The following is a 23,573-nucleotide window of genomic DNA, read 5'->3' on the forward strand; positions in this document are numbered from 1 at the left end:
AAGCGCTTGTCGGTGTCGCACGCGTTCCACTCCGTCCTCATGGACCCGATGTTGGACGACTTCCGGGCTGTCGTGGGGGAGTTGAGCTTCCGGGAACCGGAGATCCCGATCGCCACGACCGGCGACGTGACGGACTCGGAGTACTGGGTGCGGCACGTCCGTGACGCGGTGCGCTTCCACGACGCCGTGACGCACCTGCGGGATCAGGGTGTCACGAGGTTCGTCGAGGTCGGGCCGGACGGTGTGCTCAGCGCGCTGGTCGAGGACGGCATCGCGTTGCAGCGCAAGGGACGTGACGAGGCGGTCACGGCGGTGACGGGCCTCGGCCGGTTGCACGCAGCCGGCGGTGCGGTCGACTGGTCCGCGTTCTTCGCCGGCAGCAACGCCCGCAAGGTCGACCTGCCGACCTACGCGTTCCAGCGCGAGCGCTACTGGCTGGACGTCCAGCCGGGGCAGGGTGACGTCGCCGCCGCGGGCCTGGACCGGGTGGACCACCCGATGCTGAGCGCCGCCGTCGTCGAGCCTGACTCCGGCGGGGTCGTCCTCACCGGCAGGCTCTCGACGGGTGTGCAGCGGTGGATCGCCGATCACGACGTGCTCGGCACGGTCCTGTTGCCGGGCACCGGTTTCGTGGAGCTGGCGCTGTGCGCCGGGCGGTACGCCGGCTGCGGGCACGTGGACGAGCTGACCCTGGAAGTGCCGCTCGCGCTGCACGTCGGCGTGACGCTGCGCGTGGTCGTGGGTCAGGCCGAGGACGACGGCACGCGTGCGGTGCGGGTGTACTCGCGCGCCGACGGGGACGACGTGCCGTGGGTGCGGCACGCGACCGGCGTGCTCGGCCCGGTGGCCGACCCGCCGACGTCGGAGCTGGTCGAGTGGCCGCCGCCGGGCGCCGCCGAGGTGCCGGTGGACGACGCCTACCGGTGGCTGGTCGACCGCGGTTACGCCTACGGCCCGGCGTTCCAGGGCTTGCGGCGCGCGTGGCGGCGTGATGACGACGTGTTCGCCGAGGTCGCGCTGCCCGAGGAGGCCAGGCGTGACGCCGGCCGGTTCGGGTTGCACCCGGCGCTGCTCGACGCCGCGATGCACGCCGACCTGCTGGACGCGCACGGTGGCGCGTCGGGTGCGACGCTGCTGCCGTTCTCGTGGAACGGCGTGTCGCTGCACGCGTCGGGCGCGACCGACCTTCGGGTGCGGCTGCGGCGGCTGCGTGGCGAGGAGGTCACCGGGATCACCGTCGCGGACAGCTCCGGCAACCCCGTCCTGTCGGTGCGCTCGCTGGTCAGCCGCCCCGTCACGGCCGGCGAGCTCGGCCGGGCCGCGGTGTCGTCCGGTGCGCTGTGGCGGGTCGACTGGAGCCGGGTCGGCGTGCGGACCGGTGGCCCCGTCCCCGAGCACGACGTCCTCGTGGCCGCGCCCGGGTCGGGTGACGTGCCCGAGGCGACCCGAGCGGTCGTCGTCGACGTCCTCGACGGGCTGCGGACGTGGCTGGCCGACGACCGCACCACCTCTTCGACGCTCGTCGTCCGCACCACGCGGGCCGTCGCGACCTCGGGTGACGACGCGATCGACGTGACGCAGGCCCCGGTCTGGGGTCTGGTGCGCGCCGCCCAGGCCGAACACCCGGGCCGCGTCGTGCTGGTGGACGACGACGGCACGGCGTCGGCCGAGCTGGTGGCGTCCGCGGTGGCCCTCGGTGAGCCGGAGATCGCCTTGCGGGCGGGTGAAGCGCTGGTGCCGAGGCTGGTCGCCGCGGCGCCCGCGACCGCCGACCTCTCCGCCGCCTGGCAGGGCGCGGTGCTCGTCACCGGCGGCCTCACCGGGCTCGGCGCGATCCTCGCCCGGCACCTCGTCACCGCGCACGGCGCGCGGCAGCTCGTGCTCACCGGCCGCCGCGGCGCCGAGACGCCCGGCGCCGACGAGCTGAGGGCCGAGCTGACCGGGCTCGGCGCGGACGTGCGGGTCGAGGCGTGCGACGTCACCGACCGCGCCGCCGTCGCCGCCCTGCTCGACCGGATCGGCGCGGACCACCCGCTGACCGCCGTCGTGCACGCGGCGGGCGTGGCCGACAACGCGCTGGTCGGCGACCTGACCGCGGCGCGGACCGACGCCGTGCTGCGGCCCAAGGTGGACGGCGCGTGGCACCTGCACGAGCTGACCACCGACCTGAAGGCGTTCGTGCTGCTCTCCTCGGCCGGCGGCACGGTGCTGGCCGCCGGGCAGGGCAACTACGCCGCCGCCAACGTGTTCCTGGACGCCCTGGCGGCCCACCGCGCCGCGGCCGGCCTGCCCGCCGCGTCCCTCGGGTTCGGCATGTGGGCGGTCGACACCGGGCTGGGCGGTCCGCTCGCGGACGCCGACCTGGACCGGATGGCACGGCTCGGCACGCCCGCGATGGCCGTCGAGGACGCCCTCGCGCTGTTCGACAGCGCCCTCGCGACCGGCGACCCGGTGGTGACGCCGATGCCGGTCGACCGGGCGGCGTTGCGCGCGCGGTCCGACGAGCTGCCCGCGTTGCTGCGCGGCCTGGCCGGTCGGCCGGTGCGCGCGGGCCGGGCGTCCGACGACCGGTTCGCCGGGCTGTCCGGCGCGGAGCGGCTGCGGGCCGTGCTCGACGTGGTGCGGTCGTGCGCGGCGGCGGTGCTGGGCCACGCGAGCCCGGACGCGATCGACGCCGACCGGCCGTTCCGGGACCTCGGCGTGGACTCGCTCGCGGCGGTCGAGCTGCGCAACGCGCTCACCGCGGCGACCGGCGTGCGGCTGCCCGCGACGCTGGTGTTCGACCACCCGACGGCCCGCGCGGTCGCGGCGCTGATCGACGGCTCCCTCACGACGACCACGTCCGCTGTCGCCCCGCCTCCGGTCGCCACGTCCGCCGTCGCGGACGACCCCGTCGTGATCGTCGGCATCAGCTGCCGCTTCCCCGGCGGCGTGCGCGACGCCGAGGACCTGTGGCGGCTGGTGGCCGAGGGCCGGGACGCGGTCGGCGGTTTCCCCGCCGACCGCGGCTGGGACGTGGACGGCATCTTCGACCCGGAACCGGGGCGGCCGGGCCGCACGTACGTCCGCGAGGGCGGGTTCCTGCACGACGCGGCGGAGTTCGACCCCGAGTTCTTCGGGATCATGCCGCGCGAGGCGCTGGCCATGGACCCGCAGCAGCGGCTGCTGCTGCAGGGCTCGTGGGAGGCGTTGGAGGACGCCGGGATCGACCCGACCGCGCTGCGCGGCAGCCGGACCGGCGTGTACGTCGGCGTCATGTACGGCGACTACGGCAGCCGTCCCGGCGAAGTGCCCGAGGACCTGGCCGGGTACCTCGGCAACGGCAGCGCGGGCAGCATCGCGTCCGGCCGGGTCTCCTACACCCTCGGCCTGGAAGGGCCCGCCGTCACCGTCGACACGGCGTGCTCCTCGTCGTTGGTCGCGCTGCACATGGCGGTCCAGGCGCTGCGCCAGGGCGAGATCGGGATGGCCATCGCGGGCGGCGTCACGGTGATGCCGACCCCGGACATCTTCGTGGACTTCAGCCGCCAGCGCGGGCTGTCCGCCGACGGCCGGTGCAAGGCGTTCGCCGGCGCGGCCGACGGCACCGGCTGGGCCGAGGGCATGGGCCTGCTCGTGGTGGAGCGGCTGTCCGACGCCCGCCGCCACGGCCACCGGGTGCTCGCGGTCGTGCGCGGGTCGGCGATCAACCAGGACGGCGCGTCCAACGGGTTGACCGCGCCCAACGGCCCCTCGCAGCAACGTGTGATCCGGCAGGCGTTGGCGAGCGCAGGTCTGTCCACTTCGGACGTCGACGCGGTCGAGGGTCACGGCACCGGCACGCGGCTCGGCGACCCGATCGAGGCGCAGGCGCTGCTCGCGACCTACGGCCAGGACCGGACGCCGGACCGGCCGCTGTGGCTCGGCTCGGTCAAGTCGAACATCGGCCACGCGCAGGCGGCGGCCGGTGTCAGCGGCGTGATCAAGATGGTGATGGCGATGAGGCGGGGCGTGCTGCCCCGGACCCTGCACGTGGACGAGCCGTCGCCCCAGGTCGACTGGACCGAGGGCGACGTTCGGCTGCTGACCGAGCCGGTGGAGTGGGTCGCCGGGGGACGTCCGCGCCGCGCGGCGGTGTCCTCGTTCGGGCTCAGCGGCACCAACGCGCACGTGATCCTCGAACAGGCGCCGGACGAGCCGGTGGCGGAGTCCGCCGGGCAGGCGCCCGACGACCGCGGGGCCGTGCGGGAGGTCGGGCAAGCGCCCGAGCCCGGTCTCGTGCCGTTGGTGCTCTCGGCCGCGGCGGAGAGCAGGTTGCCCGAGCAGGCGGCCAGGCTGAAGGCGCGGTTGGAGGCCGACCCCGACGTCAGCCTGCTCGACGTCGGCTACTCCCTGGCCACCGGGCGGGCCGCGTTGAAGCACCGCGCGGTCGTGCTCGGCGCGAACCGGGACGACGTGCTGCGCGACCTCGCCGACCTGTCCGCCGGCGCGGTCGCCACCGGTGCCGCCGCGAGCGACGGCCTCACCGCGTTCCTGTTCTCCGGGCAGGGCGCGCAACGCGCCGGGATGGGCCGTGAGCTGTACGAGGCGCACCCGGTGTTCGCCGAGGCCCTGGACGAGGTGTGCGCGCACCTCGACCCGCTGCTCGGCCTCTCGCTGCGCGACCTGATGTTCGACCACGACAGCACCGACCTCGACCAGACCCGGTTCACCCAGACCGGCCTGTTCGCGTTCGAGGTCGCCTTGTTCCGGCTGGTCGAGTCGCTGGGCGTCGCACCCGACGTGCTGCTCGGCCACTCCATCGGCGAACTGGTCGCCGCGCACGTCGCGGGCGTGCTGTCGTTGGCCGACGCCTGCGCGCTGGTCGCCGCCCGCGGCCGGCTCATGCAGGCGCTGCCCGCCGGCGGTGCGATGGCCGCGTTGCGCGCGACCGAGGACCAGGTCGTGCCGCTGCTCACCGAGGGCGTCGGCATCGCCGCGCTGAACGGTCCCGAGTCCGTGGTGGTCTCGGGCGTCGCCGAGGAGGTCCGGGCCATCGCCGCCCACTTCCGCGGCACGGAGCTGCGCGTCTCGCACGCCTTCCACTCGCCGTTGATGGAACCGGTGCTCGCGGAGTTCCGGGAGGTCGCCGCGGGCCTCGACTACCGCACGCCGCGGCTGCGCGTCGTGTCCAACCTGACCGGCGGGTTCGCCACCGCGACCGACCTGGCCTCGCCCGACTACTGGGTGCGCCACATCCGCGAGGCCGTCCGGTTCGCCGACGGGATGCGCACGCTCGCCGACGCCGGGGTCACCCGGTTCCTGGAGCTGGGCCCGGCCGGTGTGCTCACCGCGCTGGCCGACGCCTGCCTGGACGACGCGCCGGCCGTGCTGACGCCTGCCGTCCGCAAGGACCGGCCCGAACCCGAGGCCCTGCTCACCGCGCTGGCCAGGCTCCACGTCACGGCCGGCGGCCCCGACTGGTCGGCCTACTTCGCCGGGCGCGGCGCGCGGCGCACCGACCTGCCCACGTACGCGTTCGAGCGACGGAGGTTCTGGCTCGACATGGCACCCGCGAACACCGGCGTCACCGGCGCCGGCCAGGTGGACGCCGACCACCCGCTGCTCACCGCCGTCGTGGTGGCGCCCGAGTCCGGTGGCGTCACGCTGACCGGGCGGCTGGCGCTGGACACCCACGCCTGGCTCGCCGACCACGACGTCCTCGGCACCGTGCTGCTGCCCGGCACCGGGTACGTGGAACTGGCCGTGCGCGCGGGCGAGGAGGTCGGCTGCCCCGTGGTCGAGGAGCTGACCATCGAGGCGTTGATGCCGCTGCCCCTGACCGGCGGCACCGCGGTGCAGGTCGTGGTGGAGGAGGCCGACGCGGGCGGTCACCGGTCGTTCGCGGTGTACTCGCGGGTCGAGGACGCGCCGCCGCACGTGCGGTGGACCCGTCACGCGTCCGGTGTGCTGGCTGAACTCACCCGGGAGCACCCGACCCCCGAGGAGTTCGACGTCGGCCACCGCGAGTGGCCGCCCGCGGGCGCCGAGGTCGTCGACATCTCCGACGTCTACGACTACCTCACCAGCCAGGGCTACCACTACGGGCCGATGTTCCGCGGGCTCAAGCGGGTCTGGCGGCGCGACCGGGAGATCTTCGCCGAGGTCGCGCTCCCCGAGGACGCGCGGACCGAGGCCGCCCGGTTCCGGCTGCACCCCTCGCTGCTCGACGCCGCGCTGAGCGCCACCGACTTCCTCGGCGGGCGCAAGCCGCAGGACGTCGGCGCGTCGCAGCTGCCGTTCGCGTGGACCGGCGTCACCGTTCACACCGGTGGTGTCGCGCACCTGCGGGTGCGGATCAACTGGGTCGACTCCGACGCGGGCGTCGGCTCCGACGCCGTGCGCCTGGAACTCGCCGACACCACCGGCAACCCGGTGGCGACCGTGCGGTCCCTGGTGGTCCGCGCGGTGACGCCGGACCGCGTCGCCGCCGCCGCCGCCGCGTCCACCGGCACCCGGCCGCGCGAGTCGATGTTCCGGCTCGGCTGGGTCTCGCTGCCGCTCGGCGCGGCGGGAGACGCGCCGGTGGGCCGGTGGGCCGTGCTCGGCGACCTGGACCTGCCGGGCGTGCCCGCGTTCGGCGACCTGGACGCGCTCGCCGCGACCGGGCCCGAGGTCGTGTGGTTCGGGTGCCCGGCGGGTGACGACGACGTGCCCGGCTCCGCCCGGCGCGTGCTGTCCGAGGTGGTGGACCTGCTCCAGCGCTGGCTCGCCGACGAGCGGTTCGACCGGTCGCGGCTGGTGGTCGTCACGCGCGGCGGGGTCGACACCGACGACGTGGACCCGGCGCAGGCGGCCGTGCACGGCCTGGTGCGCGCGGCGCAGCAGGAGCACCCCGGCCGGTTCGTGCTGGTCGACGTGCTCGACGGGCGGATCTCCCCGGCGCTGGTCGCGCTGGACGAGCCGGAGCTGTCCGTGCGCGGCAGCGACGTGCGCGTGCCGCGGCTCGCCGAGGTGTCCACGTCCGACCCGGAGCGGGCGGCGCCGTGGGACGCGGACGGCACCGTGCTGGTGACCGGCGGCACGAGCGGCCTCGGTGCGCTGGTGGCCCGCCACCTGGTGTCCGTGCACGGCGTCCGGCACCTGCTGCTCACCAGCCGCAGCGGCGCGACCGCCCCCGCCGCGGCGGCGCTGGTCGCCGAACTGGCGGAGCTGGGCGCACGGGTCGAGGTGGCCGCGTGCGACGTGGCCGACCGCGCGGCGCTGGCCGACCTGCTGGCGGGGGTGCCCGCCGAGCACCCGCTGCGCGGCGTCGTGCACGCGGCGGGCGTCATGGACAACGCGTTGGTCGACTCGCTGGACGCGGACCGGCTGGAACGGGTGCTGCGGCCCAAGGTCGACGGCGGCTGGCACCTGCACGAGCTGACCCGTGACGCCGACCTGACCGCGTTCGTGCTGTTCTCGTCGGTGTCCGGGCTGGTGCTGGGCACGGGTCAGGCGAACTACGCCGCCGCGAACCGGTTCGTGGACGCGCTCGCGCAGCGCAGGCGCGCCGACGGCCTGCCGGCCACGGCGCTCGCGTTCGGCCTGTGGACCACGGTGACCGGCCTGGGCGGCGGCACGGTGGACGCGGACGCGGAGGAGCAGCGGTTGGCGGCGCTCGGCCTGCCGCCGATGTCGTCCGCCGAAGGGCTCGTGCTGTTCGACGAGGCCGTGGCGCTGGACCAGTCGGTGCTCGTGCCCATGCGCGTCGACGCCGCGGCGCTGGCCGCGTCGTCCGCCCCGGTCCCGGCGATGCTGCGCGAGGTCGCCAAGCGCACGACCCCGACCCGGGCCGCCGCCGCGGACCGCACGGCCACGCCCACAGCCGCCAAGCCCGCGCCCGTGTCGCTGGAACAGCGGTTGGCGGGCCTCCCCGACGACGAGCGGGAACGCGTGCTGCTCGACCTCGTCCGCACGCACGTCGCCGCCGTCCGGCACGACGAGCCGGAGGCGATCGACGTCGACCGGGGCTTCACCGAGATGGGCCTGGACTCCCTGGCCGCCATCGAACTGCGCAACCGGCTCCAGACCGCGACCGGCATGCGGTTGCCCGCCACGCTCATGTTCGACTACCCGAACCCGAGCGCACTGGCCGGTTACCTGTTCGAAGAGGTGTCGGACCTGATTCCGGCCGTGACGCCCGCACCGACCGCCGCGCCGGTACCGGTCGCCGCGCCCGCCCCGGCGGCGCCCGACGACGAGGCGGTCCGCCGGGCCCTCACGTCGGTCCCGGTCGACGCGCTGCGCGCCGCGGGTCTGCTCGACGCGATCCTCGCGCTGGCCGGGACGCCGGACGCGGGCCGGCCGGACGCGCCGCCCGCGTCGGACGGCCCGACCGACCAGAGCGACCTGATCAAGAACCTGGACGTGGACGAGCTGGTGCGCGCCGCGCTCGCCGCGAGCGACGACGACTGAGAGTGGGGACGGTCCTCAGTGGACACATCTGTTGAGCGGATCGTCGAGGCGCTGCGCAAGTCCATGCTGGACAACGAGCGCCTGCGACAGCAGAACGCGCGGCTCACCGCGGCGGCCACCGAGCCGATCGCGGTGGTCGGCATGGCGTGCCGCTACCCGGGCGGCGTGACGTCCCCGGACGAGCTGTGGCGCCTGGTCGACGAGGGCCGGGACGGGGTGACCGGGTTCCCCACCGACCGCGGGTGGGACCTCGACGGCCTGCACGACCCCGAGCCGGGCGCGCCGGGCCGCAGCATCGCGCGGGAGGGCGGTTTCCTGCACGACGCCGCCGACTTCGACGCCGAGTTCTTCGGCATCAGCCCGCGCGAGGCGATCGGCATGGACCCGCAGCAGCGGCTCCTGCTGGAGACGTCGTGGGAGGCGATCGAGAGCGCGGGCATCGACCCGCGCTCCCTGCGGGGCAGCCGCACGGGCGTGTTCGCCGGTGTGATGTACCACGACTACGGGTTCGGCACGAGCGACGGCAGCCTGGTCACCGGGCGGGTCGCGTTCTCGCTCGGACTCGAAGGCCCCGCCGTCACGGTCGACACCGCCTGCTCCTCGTCCCTGGTGGCCCTGCACTCGGCGGTGCAGGCGCTGAGGTCGGGGGAGTGCGGGCTCGCGCTCGCCGGCGGTGTCACGGTGATGGCGACCCCGGACATGTTCGTCTACTTCAACGTCCAGCGCGGCCTGGCCCGCGACGGCCGGTGCAAGTCGTTCTCCGCCGCCGCCGACGGCACCGGCTGCTCGGAGGGCGTCGGCGTGCTGCTGCTGGAACGGCTGTCCGACGCCCGGCGCAACGGCCACCCGGTGCTCGCGGTGGTGCGCGGCAGCGCGGTCAACTCCGACGGCGCGTCCAGCGGCCTGACCACGCCGAACGGCCCGGCGCAGCAGCGGGTGATCAAGCAGGCGGTCGCCGCGGCCGGCCTTGCCCTGGCCGACGTGGACGTGGTCGAGGCGCACGGCACCGGAACCGTGCTGGGCGACCCGATCGAGGCGCAGGCGCTGCTGGCCACCTACGGCCGGGACCGGCCCGCCGACCGCGCGCCCCTGTGGCTCGGCTCGATCAAGTCGAACCTGGGGCACACCCAGGCCGCCGCCGGTGTCGGCGGCGTGATCAAGGTGGTCCAGGCGATGCGGCACGGCGTGCTGCCGCGCACGCTGCACGTCGACCAGCCGACGCCGCACGTGGACTGGTCCGCGGGCGCCGTCGAACTCCTGACCGAGGCGCGGCCGTGGCCCGAGCACGGTGGCACGCGCCGCGCCGGCGTGTCGTCGTTCGGCATGAGCGGCACCAACGCGCACGTGATCCTGGAGCAGGCGCCCGCCGAGGACGGCGCCGACGTCGCCGTCGAGCCCCCGCGCGCGGTGTGGCCGCTGGTCGTGTCCGCGAAGACGCCGGAAGCGCTGCGCGGGCAGGCCGCCGCCCTGCTGTCCCGGATCGACGCCCGGCCGGACGTCCGCGTGGTGGACCTCGCGTTCTCCCAGGCGACGACCCGCACCTCGTTCGACCACCGCGCGGTGGTGCTCGCCGCGGACCACGACGAGGCACGCTCGGCGTTGGCCGCGGTCGTGGCCGGTCGACCGCACCCGGACGCGGTCGTCGACCACGGCCGCAACCGCGCCCCGGCGGTGTTGTTCACCGGCCAGGGCGCGCAGCGGCTCGGCATGGGCCGGGACCTGCACGCGGCGTTCCCGGCGTTCGCCGCCGCGTTCGACGCCGTGCTCGCCGCGCTGGACCCCCACCTGGACCGGCCGCTGCGCGAGGTCGTGTGGGGCGAGGACGCCGAGCTGCTGGACCGCACCGACTTCGCGCAGCCCGCGCTGTTCGCGTTCGAGGTCGCGCTGTACCGGTTGGTCGAGTCGTGGGGCGTGCGGCCGGCCGCGGTCGCGGGCCACTCGATCGGCGAGCTGGCCGCCGCGCACGTCGCCGGTGTGCTGTCGTTGGAAGACGCGTCCACCCTGGTCGCCGCACGCGGCCGGTTCATGCGGGAGCTGCCCGCGGGCGGCGCGATGGTCGCGGTGCGCGCGGGCGAGCACGAGGTGCGCCCGCTGCTGACCGACGAGGTGGGCATCGCCGCGGTCAACGGCCCCGACGCCGTGGTGCTCTCCGGCGTCGAGTCCGCCGTGCTGGAGCTGGCGTCCAGGTTCCCCCGGGCCAAGCGCCTGAGGGTCTCGCACGCGTTCCACTCGCCGCTGATGGAACCGGTGCTCGCGCGGTTCCGGGAGGTCTCGGCCGGGCTGACCTACCACCCGCCGACGCTGCCGGTGGTGTCGATGACCACCGGGCAGAAGGCCGGCGCGGACGTGCTGTGCTCGCCGGAGCACTGGGTCCGGCACGTGCGCGACGCCGTGCGCTTCGACGACGCGGTGCGGGCGATGGCCGCCGACGGCGTGCGGACGTTCGTGGAGCTGGGCCCGGACACGGTCCTGTCCGCGCTGGGGGAGGAGGCCCTGGCGGACCCCGAGGTGGTGTTCCGCGCCGCCGCGCGCCGGGGGCACGACGGGCCGCGCGGCGTGCTCGCCGCGCTGGCCACCGCCGTCGGCCGCGGCGCCACCCCCGACTGGGCCGCGTTCTTCGCCGACAGCGGCGCCCGCCGCGTCCCGCTGCCCACGTACGCCTTCCAGCGCCGCCGCTTCTGGTCGCAGGCCGAGGTCGGGCAGGACTCCGACGCGCGGGCGCACGGCCAGCTCAGCGCCGGCCACCCGTTGCTGTCCGCCGTGGTGCCCTTGGCGGACGACGGCATCGTGCTGACGGGTCGCCTCGACCCGCGCGGCCACCAGTGGCTCGCCGACCACGCCATCAACGGCCGCGTGCTGCTGCCCGGCACGGCGTTCGTGGAGCTGGCGCTGAGCGCGGGCGGCCACGTCGGGTGCGACGCGTTGGAGGAACTGGTCCTCACCGCGCCGCTCGTGCTCACCGGCGTACTCGCGATCCAGGTGGTCGTGGACCCGCCGCACGAGGACGGCCACCGTCGCGTCCGCGTGTACTCGCGGCCCGCCGGTGACGCCGCCGCGTCGTGGACGTCGCACGCGGACGGCGTGCTCACCACCGCCACCGAGCCCGCGTGGGAGCCGCCCGCCGAGTGGCCGCCCGCCGGCGCCACCCCGCTCGACACGGACGACGCGTACGAGCGGATGGCCGAGCGCGGGTACGACTACGGCCCGGCGTTCCAAGGCCTGCGGGCCGCGTGGCGGCGCGGCGACGAGGTGTTCGCCGAGGTGGCGTTGCCGGAGCAGGCCCAGCGGGGAGCCGGGTTCGTGGTGCACCCCGCCCTGCTCGACGCGGCCCTGCACGCCGACGTGCTGCAGGACACCGGCGCCACGCTCCTGCCGTTCACGTGGACCGGCGTGACGCCGCACGTCCACGGCGCCGCGGAGCTGCGCGTCCGGTTGCGGCGGCAGGCCGACGACCTGGTGGCGGTCGACGCGGCCGACCCGTCGGGCCGGCCGGTGCTGTCGGTGGCAGCCCTGCTGTCCCGGCCGGTGGCGCGGGAGTTCGGCGGCTCGTTGTTCGGCGTCGAGTGGCGGACCGCGCCCGCGGGCGAGCTCGGCGGGCCGTTCGCCGTGCACGAGTGCGTGTCGCCGGACGGGTTGGCCGTTCCCGACGCCGTGCGCGGGGCCGTGGGCGATGTGCTCGCCGCCGTGCGGGCCTGGGTCGCGGACGACCGTCCGGGCAGGCTGGTGGTGGTGACCCGCGGAGCGGTCGCCACGGCCGAAGGCGAGTCGGTGGACGTGCGGCTGGCTCCGGTGTGGGGGGTGGTGCGCGCCGCGCAGGCCGAGCACCCCGGGCGGTTCACGGTGGTGGACGTCGATCGTGCCGACGCCTCCCTCGCGGCGGCCGTGGCGACCGGTGAGCCGGAGATCGCCTTGCGGGGCGACGAGGTCCTGGTGCCCCGCCTGGTCCAGGCGACCGGCTCGGCCGTGCGGTGGCCCGTGGACGGCACCGTGCTGATCACCGGTGGCACCGGTGGCCTCGGCGCGCTCGTCGCCCGTCACCTGGTCGCCGAGCACGGTGTGCGACGGCTGTTGCTGGCGAGCAGGCGGGGTGCGGCGGCGCCGGGCGCGGACGCGTTGCGCGACGACCTGACCGGGTTGGGCGCCGAGGTCACCATCGCCGCGTGCGACGTGTCGGACCGGGCCGCGGTGGCGGCGCTGCTGGCCGACCACCCGCCCGCCGCCGTCGTGCACGCCGCCGGTGTCGCCGAGAACGCTTTGGTGGGTGCGATCACGGACGAGCAGGTGGACCGCGCGTTGCGGGCGAAGGCCGACGCGGCGTGGCACCTGCACGAGCTGGCGGGCGACGTGGCGGCGTTCGTGCTGTTCTCGTCCGCCGGTGGTCTGGTGCTGGCGTCCGGGCAGGCGGGCTACGCCGCGGCCAACGTGTTCCTGGACGCGCTGGCAGAGCACCGCCGTGCGGCCGGGCTGCCCGCCACGGCCGTCGCGTTCGGACTGTGGGCCGTGGGCACCGGGCTGAGCGGCGACCTGGCCGAGGCCGACCTGGAGCGGATGCGACGGCAGGGCCTGCCGCCGTTGTCGGTCGAGGAAGGGCTCGCGCTGCTCGACGCGTCGGTCGGCGAGGACCGGGCGAGGTCCGTGGCGATGCGGGTGGACCTGCCCGCGTTGCGCCGCCGGACCGACGAGGTGCCCGCGGTGCTGCGCGACCTGGCGCGCCGTCCGGCCCGCCGGGAGCCGGTCGCCGTCGGTGGTGCGGCGCTGGTCGCGAAGCTGGCCGGGCTGACCGACGCCGAGCGGGAACGGGTGCTGCTCGACCTGGTCCGCACGCACGCGGCGGCCGTGCTGGGGCACGAGCGGACCGCCGCGGTCGCCGCCGCGAGCGGCTTCCTCGACCTCGGTTTCGACTCGCTCACCGCGTTGGAGCTGCGCAACCGGCTGGCCGAGGCCACGGGCCACCGCCTGCCGCCGACCCTGATCTTCGACCAGCCGACCCCGATCGCCCTGGCCAGGCACCTGCGTGACGAACTGGCCCCGCCCGTCGAGGAGGCTCCCACGAGCCTCGACGACGCCACGGCCGACGAGCTGTTCGACATCCTGGACCGGGAACTCAGCGGCTGACCGACGATACAGCGGAGGTTCCGGCTGGACCGGGGCTCAGCGGTCTACCTGTGGCGGTTGACCGGTGGTTCAGCCCGGCTCGATTGGACATGGGGCCCGTACGGGCACTCCATGCAGGCCGAAGCCGGCAGGCCCGGCGGGGAAGCTCTTCCCCGCCGGGCCTGCCGGCTTCGACCAGCCTGAAGCACCCGAACCCATGTCACATCGGGCCTCTGCGGGGTGTGGCGGGTCCGTTGTCGTCGTGTGCAGTGGGCGTTTGTAGTGGGTTCAGCGTCGCGGGGCCAGCTCCGGGCGTTCGGCCTTCGTCACGTAGTCGGACACGTCGACCGACCGCTGCGGCTTGCGGGCCAGCGCCTCCTTGATCGGCACTTCGAGCCGGCGCAGCTTCGCCGCGTCCCGCTCCTCGCGGCGCGCCTCGAACTCCGGCATGACCTCGGCGGCGAACAGCTCCAGGGCCTCGCACACGTGCTCGTGCTTGTTGGCCCCGATCTGCGCCTGGAAGATGATCTGGTCCACGCCCGCGTCCTCGTAGGCGCGGATGACCTCGGCCAGCTGCTCGGGCGTGCCGATGCCGCGGCGCAGGGCGGCGCGCTCCGCGCGGGTCTTCGGGTCCATCGAGGCGAGCGCGGAGTCGCCCAGGTCGCGCACGAACCCCAACTGGTGGCGCATCCGCTCGAAGTCCGCCGTGACGTCGGTGACGCCGGGGCGGTGCTTGCCGTTCACGTAGTAGTGCATGAACGAGTAGGCGAAGAAGTAGGCGCCGTCCAGGCCGCGGTCGAGGGCCACCTGCTCGTCCTGGTGGCACATGAACGGCAGCACCAGCGCGAAGTTCGGGTTCACCGAGAAGCCCATCGGCAGGCACTCGTCGGAGGCCAGCGTCTCGTAGTAGGCGTCGACCCGTTCCTTGGCCTGCTCGGGCGAGATGAAGGCGAACGACAACGCGCCCATGCCGTTGCGGGCCGCGGTCTCCACGGTCTGCGGGCTGCTGCACGCCACCCACATCGGCGGGTGCGGCTTCTGCTTGGGCTTGGGCAGGACGTTGCGGGGCGGCAGGTCGATGAACCGGCCGTTGTGCCCGGTGAACGGGGTCTCGGTGAGCAAGCGGGTGATGACCTCGACGGCCTCCTCCCACTGCTCGCGCTTGGTCTCCCGGTTGACGCCGAACGCCTCCAGCTCCAACTGCGTGCTGCCCTGCCCGGTGCCGAAGTCGACCCGGCCGCCGGAGATCAGGTCCAACGTGGCCAGTCGTTCCGCCACCCGCACGGGGTGGTTGACACCAGGTGGGAGGGACACGATCCCGTGCGCGAGCCGAATCCGCTTGGTCCGCGCCGCAGCGGCGGCCAGGAACACCTCGGGCGCGGACGAGTGCGAGTACTCGTCCATGAAGTGGTGCTCGGTTTCCCAGGCGTAGTCGAAACCGAGCCGGTCGGCCAACGTGATTTGGTCCAGCGACTCGTTGAGCATCCGCTCTTCGCTGTCCTCGGCCCACGGCCGGGGAAGCTGGTGGTGATACAGGAGCCCAAATCGCATGACCATCCCCATCTCATCGGGAAAATCTCGTGTCGTCCGCTCGCTTCGCCCCGAAGTATTCGGCCGCCCGAGGGCGACAGGCAACCATTACCGGCCCGGTCTCTGGGGCATTCGCACAGTTAGGGGTACCTAGGGGATAGGAGGAAACCCGCCCCGCCGAGGCCATCCCCACAACGGACCCGGAACCTCCCCGCAGAGGCCCCAGGTCAAATCGAGCCGGACCCGACCACCGAGCAGCCGCCCCACTCGCACCACCCACAGGACCCGCACCACCCGCACCCCACCGACAGCACCCGACCCCCACAGCACTCAGGCCCCACGACCTCCCAACCGGGAGTCGCGGGGCCTGAGCGGACGCGGCGCTGAACGGGGTGCTGCTAGTCGCCCTCTGGCAGTGCGGCCTCCAAGGGTCGACCCTTCGTCGCGCGCATCGCGAACGTGAACGTCGCGGCGAGCACGAGCACGAACGCCGCACCGATCACGGCGAAGTACATCCAAACCGGGCCGACCGGGAACGGCGAACCGGTCCGCGCCAGGCTGAACGACACGATCGTCGTCGGCGCGATGAGGCTGCCGAGCACGATGCCGATGAGCGCCACCAGCACGCCCTCCAGCATCGTCATCCTCATCACCTGGCCGCGGGTCGCGCCGGTGAGCCGCTGCAGCCCGAACTCACGACGCCGCCTGCCGACCGACAGCGCCAAGGTGTTGATCACCGAGATCGCGATGAAGCCGAGCAGGATGGTCAGGAACAGGTAGTTGATCGTGGCCATCGCGTCGAGGTAGTTCTCGAACGCCTCGTTCAGCTGCTCCCGGTTCACCACGTGGCTGCCCGGGTGGGCCGCCGTCACCGCCTCCACCGCCGCGGTCAGCTGCGCCGCGTCGGTGCCGGCCGCCGGCGCCGCCACGATGTGGTTGGGCAGGCCGGACGTGGTGTGCTCGGCGAGCAACCGGGCGGGCAGGATGATCGAGGTGAAGTCCTCGTCCTCGGCGTGCAGCGCGACGACCCGCAGGTCGACCTCCGCGCCGTCACCGAGGCGCATCGTGATCGAGTCACCGACCTTCACACCCATGGCCTGAGCGTGACCCTCGTTGAGCGACACCGAATCGCCCTCCAGGTCCGCCAGCGAGCCGTGCGCCACCTTGGTCGTGGTGACCTGCTGCGCGGCGTCCGCCGTCAAGCCCTTCAGCTGCCAGCCGCCGAGGCTCTGCTGGCCCGCCCACGCGTCGGTCGGCGAGGTGATGAACCCGTTGCTCACCAGGAACTCCGACGCGGTGCCGACCCCCGGCACCGCCCGGACCTCCTCCAGCACGGTGGGGGCGAACCCGTCCGGGCCCGACCGCAGGATCGTGTTGGCGCCGAAGCCCTCGGTGTACTTGCCCACCGTGCTCTGCTCGGTGGTGTTCACGTACAGGCTGCCGGTGCCCACGGAGACCAGCAGGATCAACGGCGTGATCACGGCGGCCACCTGGGCCGGCCGGGCCCGCGCGTTGAGCGTGGCCAGCGTGCCCGAGAACCCGGACAGCGCACGCAGCAGCGGACCGAGCACGGCGACCATGAGCCGCGAGACGTCCGGCCCGAGCAGCAGCAACGCGATCGCCAGCAGGATCGACGACCAGGTCGCAGGTCCGGCCACGAACGGGCCGCTGACGAAGTTGAACGTGACGAAGACCAGGCCACCGGAGTAGATCACGCACAGGATGGCCAGGCCACGTCGGACCCACCCGGCGCGGGTGCGCTGGGCGGCGAGGTCCCCGAGCGCCTCGATCGGCCGCGTCTTGGTCGCGCGCCGACCGGCCACCAGACCCGCGCCCACGGCCGTGACCAGGGCGGTCGCCACCGCGGCGACGGTGGGGATCCAGCCGAGGTGGAACGCCATCATCTTGGGCGCGATCTCCGCGTCCACGACCCGGCTGAACAGCCAGCGACCCAGCAGGACGCCCGGCGCGACGGCCAGCGCGGAGGCGACCAGCGCGACCGCGATCGTCTCGCCGAGCACCATCCGCCGCAGCTGACCCGGCGTCGCGCCGACCGCGCGCATCAGCGCTAGCTCGCGGTGGCGGTTCTGCAGCGCCAGGGTGAGCGTCACCGCGATGCCCAGCAGCGACACCAGGAAGGCGACGCTGGCCAGCATCAGCGAGATCAGCAGCAGGTCGTCGGACTCCAACGCGACCGGGTACTCGGCGTGACCGCGCTGGTCACCGGTCAGCACGGTCGCCTGCTTGCCCGCGACGGCGTCGGTGATCCGCTGGGCGAGCGCCGCCGTGTCCGTGCCCGGCTCGGGCAGCACGGCGATCGCGTCGACCTTCGACGCGTCGGTCACGAAGCGTCGCGCGTCCTCGCCGGTGAAGAAGACGGTCGCCGAGTTGTTCGCGCCCGGACCGCTCGCGATGCCGGCGACCTCGAACTGCTCGACACCGCCCGCGATGGACAGCGTGACCGGCTCACCGACCTTCGCGCCGGACTGCTGCTGCGCGATCGGGTCGAGCACGACCTGGCCCGCGGTGGGCGCGGCGCCCTCGCTGAGCGAGTACGGGCGCAGCTTCGCGGTGTCCCAGTCGTGGCCGGTGGTGGCCAGCGGCGTGCCGCTCGGCGGGGTGGCGGCCAGCGGCAGGACCGGGAAACCGCGGTCCGGCACCGCTTCGGCGACACCCGGGACGGCCGCCACGGTGTCCACCAGGTCCTCGTCGATCCGGATGCGCTCGCTGAACGAGCCGGTCGCGCCGAACCTCTGGTCCCCGGTCACCACGACCGGCGCGGCGGCCAGCCGTTCGGCCGGGATGGCGTTGAGCATGGTGGTCTCCAGCAGACCACCCGCCGCGATCATCATCGCCGCGCACAGGAACATGCCGACGAACGTCGCCACGAACCCGGCCCAGCGGTGCCGCAGCGTCAGCAGGGCGAGGCGAAGCATCAGGCACCCCCGAACGCGCTCGACCCGACGGCGTCCTTGTCGGCCCAGGCGCCGAGCATCGTCATGCGCTCGGCGACGGTCTCGGCGGTGGGGTTGCGCAGCTCGCTGTCGATCTGGCCGTCCGCGAGGAACACGACGCGGTCGGCGTAGGAAGCGGCGGACGGGTCGTGCGTGACCATGACGATGGTGTGGTGGTGGTTGCGCACGGCGTTGCGCAGCAGCGTCAGCACGCTGCGGCCGGAGCGGGTGTCCAACGCGCCGGTCGGCTCGTCGGCGAAGATCACGGCAGGGCGGGTGATGAGGGCGCGCGCGACGGCGACGCGCTGCTGCTGACCACCCGACAGCTCAGTCGGCCGGTGGTGGCGGCGGTCCGCGAGACCGACCTGCGCCAGGGCGTCCTCCACCGCGGCGCGGTCCGGCTTGGTGCCGGCCAGCTGCAGCGGCAGCGTCACGTTCTGCTCGGCGGTCAGCGCGGGCAGCAGGTTGAGCGACTGGAAGATGAACCCGATGCGTTGGCGGCGCAGCAGCGTGAGCTTCTTCTCGTTCAGCTTGCCCAGGTCGACGCCGTCCAGCACGACCGTGCCGGACGTGGGCTGGTCGAGTCCGGCCGCGCAGTGCAGCATCGTGCTCTTGCCCGAGCCGGACGGGCCCATGACGGCGGTGAAGGTGCCCTTCTCGAACTCGAGCGAGAGATCGGCCAGCGCAGTGACGCTGTTCGGACCTTTGCCGTAGACCTTGCGCACGGAATCCAGCCGGACAATCGCCGTGCTCGAGGATTTCTGGGTTTCCACTTCGTGACTCCTCAAAGGTTCGTCAGCGCCGTTCGTCGTGCCGCATCGCATCTGGCAGAGACACTACGAGCGGTTGGCGCTCCGTTGGAATGGGGCGCGCCCTGAGCCGGTGGGTAGGGCTAGCCTCACCCCTGGTCGCTGGCGCTGACACCAAGACCGCCGGGGGGCCGGCCGGTCCGGCGTTCGTGCGGTTTTCCCGGTGGTCGCGGTCCCCGGCGCTCACGCCGGGAACAGCTCATCGAGCTTTCCCGACACCTCGTCGTCGAGCGGCGCGCCCAGCGCGCGCTCGGCCGAGGCCAGGTGGTCCAAGGTGCGCGGGCCGATGACCGCGCCGGTGATCCCCGGCCTGGTCAGCACCCAGGACAGCGCCACCTCGGCCGGGTCCGCGCCGAGCTCGGCGCAGAGCTTCTCGTACTCGCTGATCCGGTCCCGCTGCGTGCGCATCTCGACCTCGGCCCGGCCCTGCGCCGTCTTGACCGCGGTGCCGTCCGCGAGCTTGCGCACCGCGCCGCCCAGCAGACCGCCGTGCAGGGGGGACCACGCGAACACACCGACGCCGTAAGCGGTGGTCGCCGGGATCAGCTCGGCCTCCGCGCCGCGCCGGACCAGGTTGTAGACGCACTGCTCGGACACGACGCCGAGGTTTCCGCGCCGCACCGCGGCCTCCTGCGCCGACACCAGGTACCAGGCGGCGAAGTTGGACGTGCCGACGTAGCGGACCTTGCCCTGCCCGATCAGCACCTCCAACGCGCTCCACACCTCGTCCCACGGCGCGGTGAAGTCCATGTCGTGCAACTGGAACAGGTCGATCCAGTCGGTGCGCAACCGGCGCAGCGACGCGTCGCAGGACGCGATGATGTGCCGCGCGGACAACCCCTGGTCGTTGGGCCAGTCGCTCATCGGCTGGCACACCTTGGTGCCCAGTACCACCTTCTCGCGCCGCCCGCCGTCACGGGCGAACCACTCGCCGATCAGCTCCTCGGTGAATCCCTTGTGGACCTGCCAGCCGTAGTTGTTGGCCGTGTCGAAGAAGTTCACGCCGCGGTCGAGCGCGGCGTCCATGATCTCGAAGCCCTCTTCCCTGGTGGTGCGCACGCCGAAGTTGAGCGTGCCGAGGCACAGCCTGCTCACCTTCAGCGCCGTGCGGCCGAGCCTGACGTGCTGCACCGTCACCCCTCGTCCCAGTTCGACGCGCCGAACGTGCTGTGCAGGCACGCGATCAGGCTGCGGGCCTGCACGTTGACGTAGTGCCCGTGCCGCAGCAGGCTCACCAGCTGGTGCAGCGTCATCCAGCGGTAGTCGTCCGCCAGCTCCGGCGGCACGTCCAGGTCGACCTCGACCACGGTGTAGCGGGTCTGCGCGTTGAAGAACCGCCCGCCCTCCTCGGACAGGACCGTCTCGAACCGCACCCGGTCCGCCGGCGCGTCGAGCACCTCGTCCAGGAACGGCGGGCGCGCGGCGTCGGGCAGCGCGGCGTAGTTGCTCGGCATGCCCTGCACCGTCGGACCCAGCTCGACCACGTCGAGGTAACCCGGTTCCACCCGCGCGTTCACCAGCACGTGCAGCACGCCGTTGATCGGCTTGGCGAGGAACGCCACCACGCCGACGTCGGTGGGCTCGATCATCGGCTGGGTCCAGCTGCGCACCTCGCGGTTGCCCGCGACCGTGTCGACGCCGACGACGTTGAAGAACAGCCCGCTCTCGTGCGAGATCCGCTCGTCCGTGCGCACCCAGTGCTCGACCTGGTCCAGCGGGATGCGCTCGGTGGCCACGTCGTGCCGGGTCCGCGCGCCGGTGATCCAGCTCAGGATCTCGCCGGTGGTGTGCAGGCTGCCCTCGTCGTCGCTGCACGACCGCAGCACGTCGAGCCGCACCGCGCCGGCCGCGGCCGAGAACGCGTCGGTCAGCCGGTCACCGGAGAACGGCAGGCAGGAGAGCACCGTGCGGGAGTCCATGTTGACCAGGTTGTCGATCTCGAACAGGTGGTGCAGCTGGCCGATCGTCAACCAGCAGAACCCGTCGAGCAGCTCGACGTCGTCGGTGGTCTCGACGATGATGTTCCGGTTCCGCTTGCGGTAGTACCAGGAACCCTGCTCGGACTGAAGCACGTCCGCCAGCACGTGGTTGCGGTCGGTGTCGGTGAAGTAGTCCAGGTACGGCACCGGAGCGCCCTTGTGCACCCGCGTGTAGTTGCTCTTGGTCGCCTGCACGGTGGGTGACAGCTGCAAGGTGTTGCAGTTCCCGGGCTCCATCTTGGCCTGCATCAGGCAGTGCAGCACCCCGTTGAACTCCTTGACCAGGATGCCCAGGATGCCGATCTCCGGCTGGTTGATGATGGGCTGCGTCCACGCGGGCACGGCGGCGCCCTCGATCCGCACCGACAGGCCCTCCACCACGAAGAACTTGCCGCTGTCGTGGACCAGGTTCCCGGTGTCCGGGTCGGTCCGCCACCCCTTCAGGTCGCGCAGCGGGATCTTCTCGATGACGCTGCCGTCGGTGGCCAGTCTCTCGGCGAACCACTGGAGGAACTCGGGCAGCGACATCTCGGAACCGGAGTCGGCGAGGACCGACTCGGCGATGCGCACGGGTGTCGTCTCATCCGTGGTGCGCAGCAGGACGGCTCGTGCCGCCGTGGTTTCGGACACTGGGCACTTCCTGTGGCTCGTGAGCGGGCCGGCGCGGTCGACGGACGGACCGCGCTGGAAAGGGTCGACGGTGCCGCGTGACCGGGTAAAGTGGAGGACGGGTCGACGCGGTCGACCCGCTCGATCGTGTTGCCTCGGCGCGGTGGAATCAAGGCCGGCGCGGAACCTAAGGGTGAGGTCGGGGGTGCGCCCGAGTTCCGTAAGGGGCGGCCGAGGGGCGGCCGGTGTTCCGTAGGGGTTGAAGGGGCGGTCGACCGGCCCGCACCATGCAGGAATGCCTGACGAGCCTCTTTTCAGCAGCCCGCTGCACGTGGGGCGCCCGAACGTGGGTGAACGGTCTCGCTTGTTCGAGCTCCTCAACGAGGCACTGGACAGGCTGTGGCTGACCGACGGTCCCCTGGTCCGCGAGTTCGAGCAGCGACTGGTCGAGGTGACCGGCGCCGATCACTGCGTGGCCGTCGTCAACGCGACGGTCGGCATCCAGCTCGCCGCCAGGGCGTGCGGCATCGGGCCGGGTGACGAGGTGATCGTGCCGTCGTTCACCTGGGTCGCCACCGCGCACGCGCTGAGCTGGATCGGCGTCGTCCCGGTGTTCTGCGACATCGACCAGGGGACCGGCAACATCGATCCCGAGCACCTGGAGCGGGTGATCACCCCGAGCACCAAGGGGATCGTCGCCGTGCACGTGTTCGGCCGGCCGTGCCCCATCGCCGAGCTGACCGCGATCGCCGAGCGGCACGGCATCCCGCTGATCTTCGACGCCGCCCACGGCCTGGGCTCGACCTACGGCGGCGTGCCGCTGGGCGGGTTCGGCGCGGCCGAGGTGCTGAGCTTCCACGCCACGAAGTTCCTCAACAGCTTCGAGGGCGGCGCGGTGGTGACCAACGACGCCGAGCTGGCCGCGCGGATCCGCGCCATGCGCAACTTCGGCATCGACCCGGACCGCGACGTCGTCTCCCACGGCACCAACGGGAAGATGAACGAGGGCGTCGCCGCCATGGGCCTCACCTCGCTGGAGGTGATGGACGAGATCATCAAGCACAACCTGCTCAACTACGAGCTGTACCTCAGGGAGCTGGCCGACGTGCCGGGCGTGACGGTGCGGGAGCAGGCGCCGGACGAGCGGTCGAACAACCAGTACCTGGTGATCGAGGTCGACGGCGCGGTCGCCGGGCTGTCGCGCGACGAGATGTGCGACGAGCTGCACGCCCGGAACGTGATGGCGCGCCGCTACTTCCACCCCGCGTGCCACCAGATCGAGCCGTACAAGCAGGCGCCCGAGGTGCACGCCCCGCTGCCGCTGCCGCACTCGGAGGCCCTGGCCGAGCGCGTGCTGGCGCTGCCGACCGGCACGTCCATCGGCGAGGAGGAGATCGTCGGCATCGCCGCGATCATCCGCGCCGTCATCACCGAACGGGGTTCCCGTGTACGACGCTGAGTTCGCCGACGCCTACGACGCGATCTACCAGGCGCACAAGGACTACCGCGCGGAAGCGGACGTGATCCGCGGCCTCGTCCTGGACCGCTGCCCGCACGCGACCACGTTGCTGGACCTCGGCTGCGGCACGGGTTCGCACCTGGTCCACCTCGCCGAGCAGTTCGAGGTGGTGGGCGTGGACCTGTCCGCGGCCATGGTGGAGCACGCCCGGGTGAAGCTGCCCGACGTGCCGATCCACTGCGGTGACATGCGGGACGTCGCGCTGGACCGCGAGTTCGACGCGGTGGTCTCGATGTACAGCTCCGTCGGCTACCTGCCCGGCCTGGCGGGGCTGCGCGCGGCGGCCGAGAACATGGTGCGGCACCTGTCGCCCAAGGGCGTCCTGGTCGTGGAACCGTGGATCCTCGCCGAGCACTGGAACGGCGGCGAGCTGGTCACCGCGACGTTCGAGCACAACGGGGTCGTCGTGTCGCGGATGGGCCGGTGGAAGACCGTCAAGGCGCGCAGCGTGGTGGAGATGCACTACCTGGTCAGTGACGCCGAGGGCGACAACATCCGCTACTTCACCGACCGCCAGAGCCTGGGGCTCTACACGAAGGCGGAGTACGAGGCCGCGTTCGCCGACGCCGGCTGCCCGGTGGAGTACGTCGAGGGCGGCGGCCACGCGGCACGCGGGCTGTTCGTCGGCACCAGGACGCACTGATCCGACGTCCACACTGGACGT

At 73.4% G+C, this 23,573-nt stretch carries 8 protein-coding genes and 1 pseudogene; 4 read left to right on the forward strand and 5 right to left on the reverse strand.

Translation table 11 applies throughout. The annotated features are described in order from the left end of the window. The first annotated feature begins 39 nt into the window (after positions 1 to 39). Together AB0H12_RS39260 and AB0H12_RS39265 are read left to right on the forward strand one after the other, a co-directional pair. Positions 40 to 8,415: an SDR family NAD(P)-dependent oxidoreductase gene (locus AB0H12_RS39260; protein WP_499630103.1), complete on the forward strand. Its 8,376-nt coding sequence runs from the start codon at positions 40 to 42 to the stop codon at positions 8,413 to 8,415. A 36-nt stretch (positions 8,416 to 8,451) separates the two neighbouring features. Beyond that, positions 8,452 to 13,530 (forward strand): annotated as a pseudogene (locus AB0H12_RS39265) (type I polyketide synthase); the annotation flags it as partial. Positions 13,531 to 13,797: 267 nt separating this feature from the next. Here the strand turns inward: AB0H12_RS39265 and AB0H12_RS39270 are convergent. From AB0H12_RS39270 to AB0H12_RS39290, 5 genes are all read right to left on the reverse strand, one after another. After that, a complete protein-coding gene (locus tag AB0H12_RS39270; RefSeq protein WP_499630105.1) occupies positions 13,798 to 15,060 on the reverse strand; it encodes an LLM class flavin-dependent oxidoreductase in 1,263 nt (420 codons plus the stop codon). A 377-nt stretch (positions 15,061 to 15,437) separates the two neighbouring features. Then, the gene (locus tag AB0H12_RS39275) at positions 15,438 to 17,975 is read right to left on the reverse strand and encodes an FtsX-like permease family protein (RefSeq protein ID WP_499630107.1); all 2,538 of its coding nucleotides are present in this window, start codon (positions 17,973 to 17,975) and stop codon (positions 15,438 to 15,440) included. After that, complete coding sequence (locus tag AB0H12_RS39280; RefSeq protein WP_499630109.1) at positions 17,975 to 18,766, reverse strand: ABC transporter ATP-binding protein; 792 nt, start codon at positions 18,764 to 18,766, stop codon at positions 17,975 to 17,977. Before AB0H12_RS39280 ends, AB0H12_RS39275 begins: the two co-directional genes overlap by 1 nt. Positions 18,767 to 18,985: 219 nt before the next feature. Further along, positions 18,986 to 19,933 carry an aldo/keto reductase gene (locus AB0H12_RS39285; protein ID WP_499630111.1) on the reverse strand — a complete coding sequence of 316 codons (948 nt, stop codon included), beginning with the start codon at positions 19,931 to 19,933 and terminating at the stop codon, positions 18,986 to 18,988. Positions 19,934 to 19,935: 2 nt separating this feature from the next. Beyond that, positions 19,936 to 21,411, reverse strand: coding sequence for an NDP-hexose 2,3-dehydratase family protein (locus AB0H12_RS39290; RefSeq protein WP_499630113.1), 1,476 nt, complete (start codon positions 21,409 to 21,411; stop codon positions 19,936 to 19,938). A gap of 343 nt (positions 21,412 to 21,754) precedes the next feature. Between AB0H12_RS39290 and AB0H12_RS39295 the strand changes: the two genes are divergently transcribed. Both AB0H12_RS39295 and AB0H12_RS39300 read left to right on the forward strand, forming a co-directional pair. Next, positions 21,755 to 22,849: a DegT/DnrJ/EryC1/StrS family aminotransferase gene (locus tag AB0H12_RS39295; protein ID WP_499630115.1), complete on the forward strand. Its 1,095-nt coding sequence runs from the start codon at positions 21,755 to 21,757 to the stop codon at positions 22,847 to 22,849. Next, positions 22,836 to 23,552 (forward strand): class I SAM-dependent methyltransferase, encoded by a 717-nt coding sequence (locus AB0H12_RS39300; protein ID WP_499630117.1) that lies wholly within the window; start codon positions 22,836 to 22,838, stop codon positions 23,550 to 23,552. The genes AB0H12_RS39295 and AB0H12_RS39300 overlap by 14 nt, the downstream gene beginning before the upstream one ends. Positions 23,553 to 23,573: the final 21 nt, after the last annotated feature.

The organism is Actinosynnema sp. NPDC023794 (assembly GCF_040639675.1).
Taxonomy (GTDB): domain Bacteria; phylum Actinomycetota; class Actinomycetes; order Mycobacteriales; family Pseudonocardiaceae; genus Actinosynnema; species Actinosynnema luteola.

What these genes read in the sequence shown, in the direction of transcription:
- AB0H12_RS39270 (WP_499630105.1), bottom strand. Translation starts at nt 15,060, where the DNA reads ATGCGATTTGGGCTCCTGTATCACCACCAGCTTCCCCGGCCGTGGGCC.
- AB0H12_RS39260 (WP_499630103.1), top strand. Translation starts at nt 40, where the DNA reads ATGGACCCGATGTTGGACGACTTCCGGGCTGTCGTGGGGGAGTTGAGC.
- AB0H12_RS39275 (WP_499630107.1), bottom strand. Translation starts at nt 17,975, where the DNA reads ATGCTTCGCCTCGCCCTGCTGACGCTGCGGCACCGCTGGGCCGGGTTC.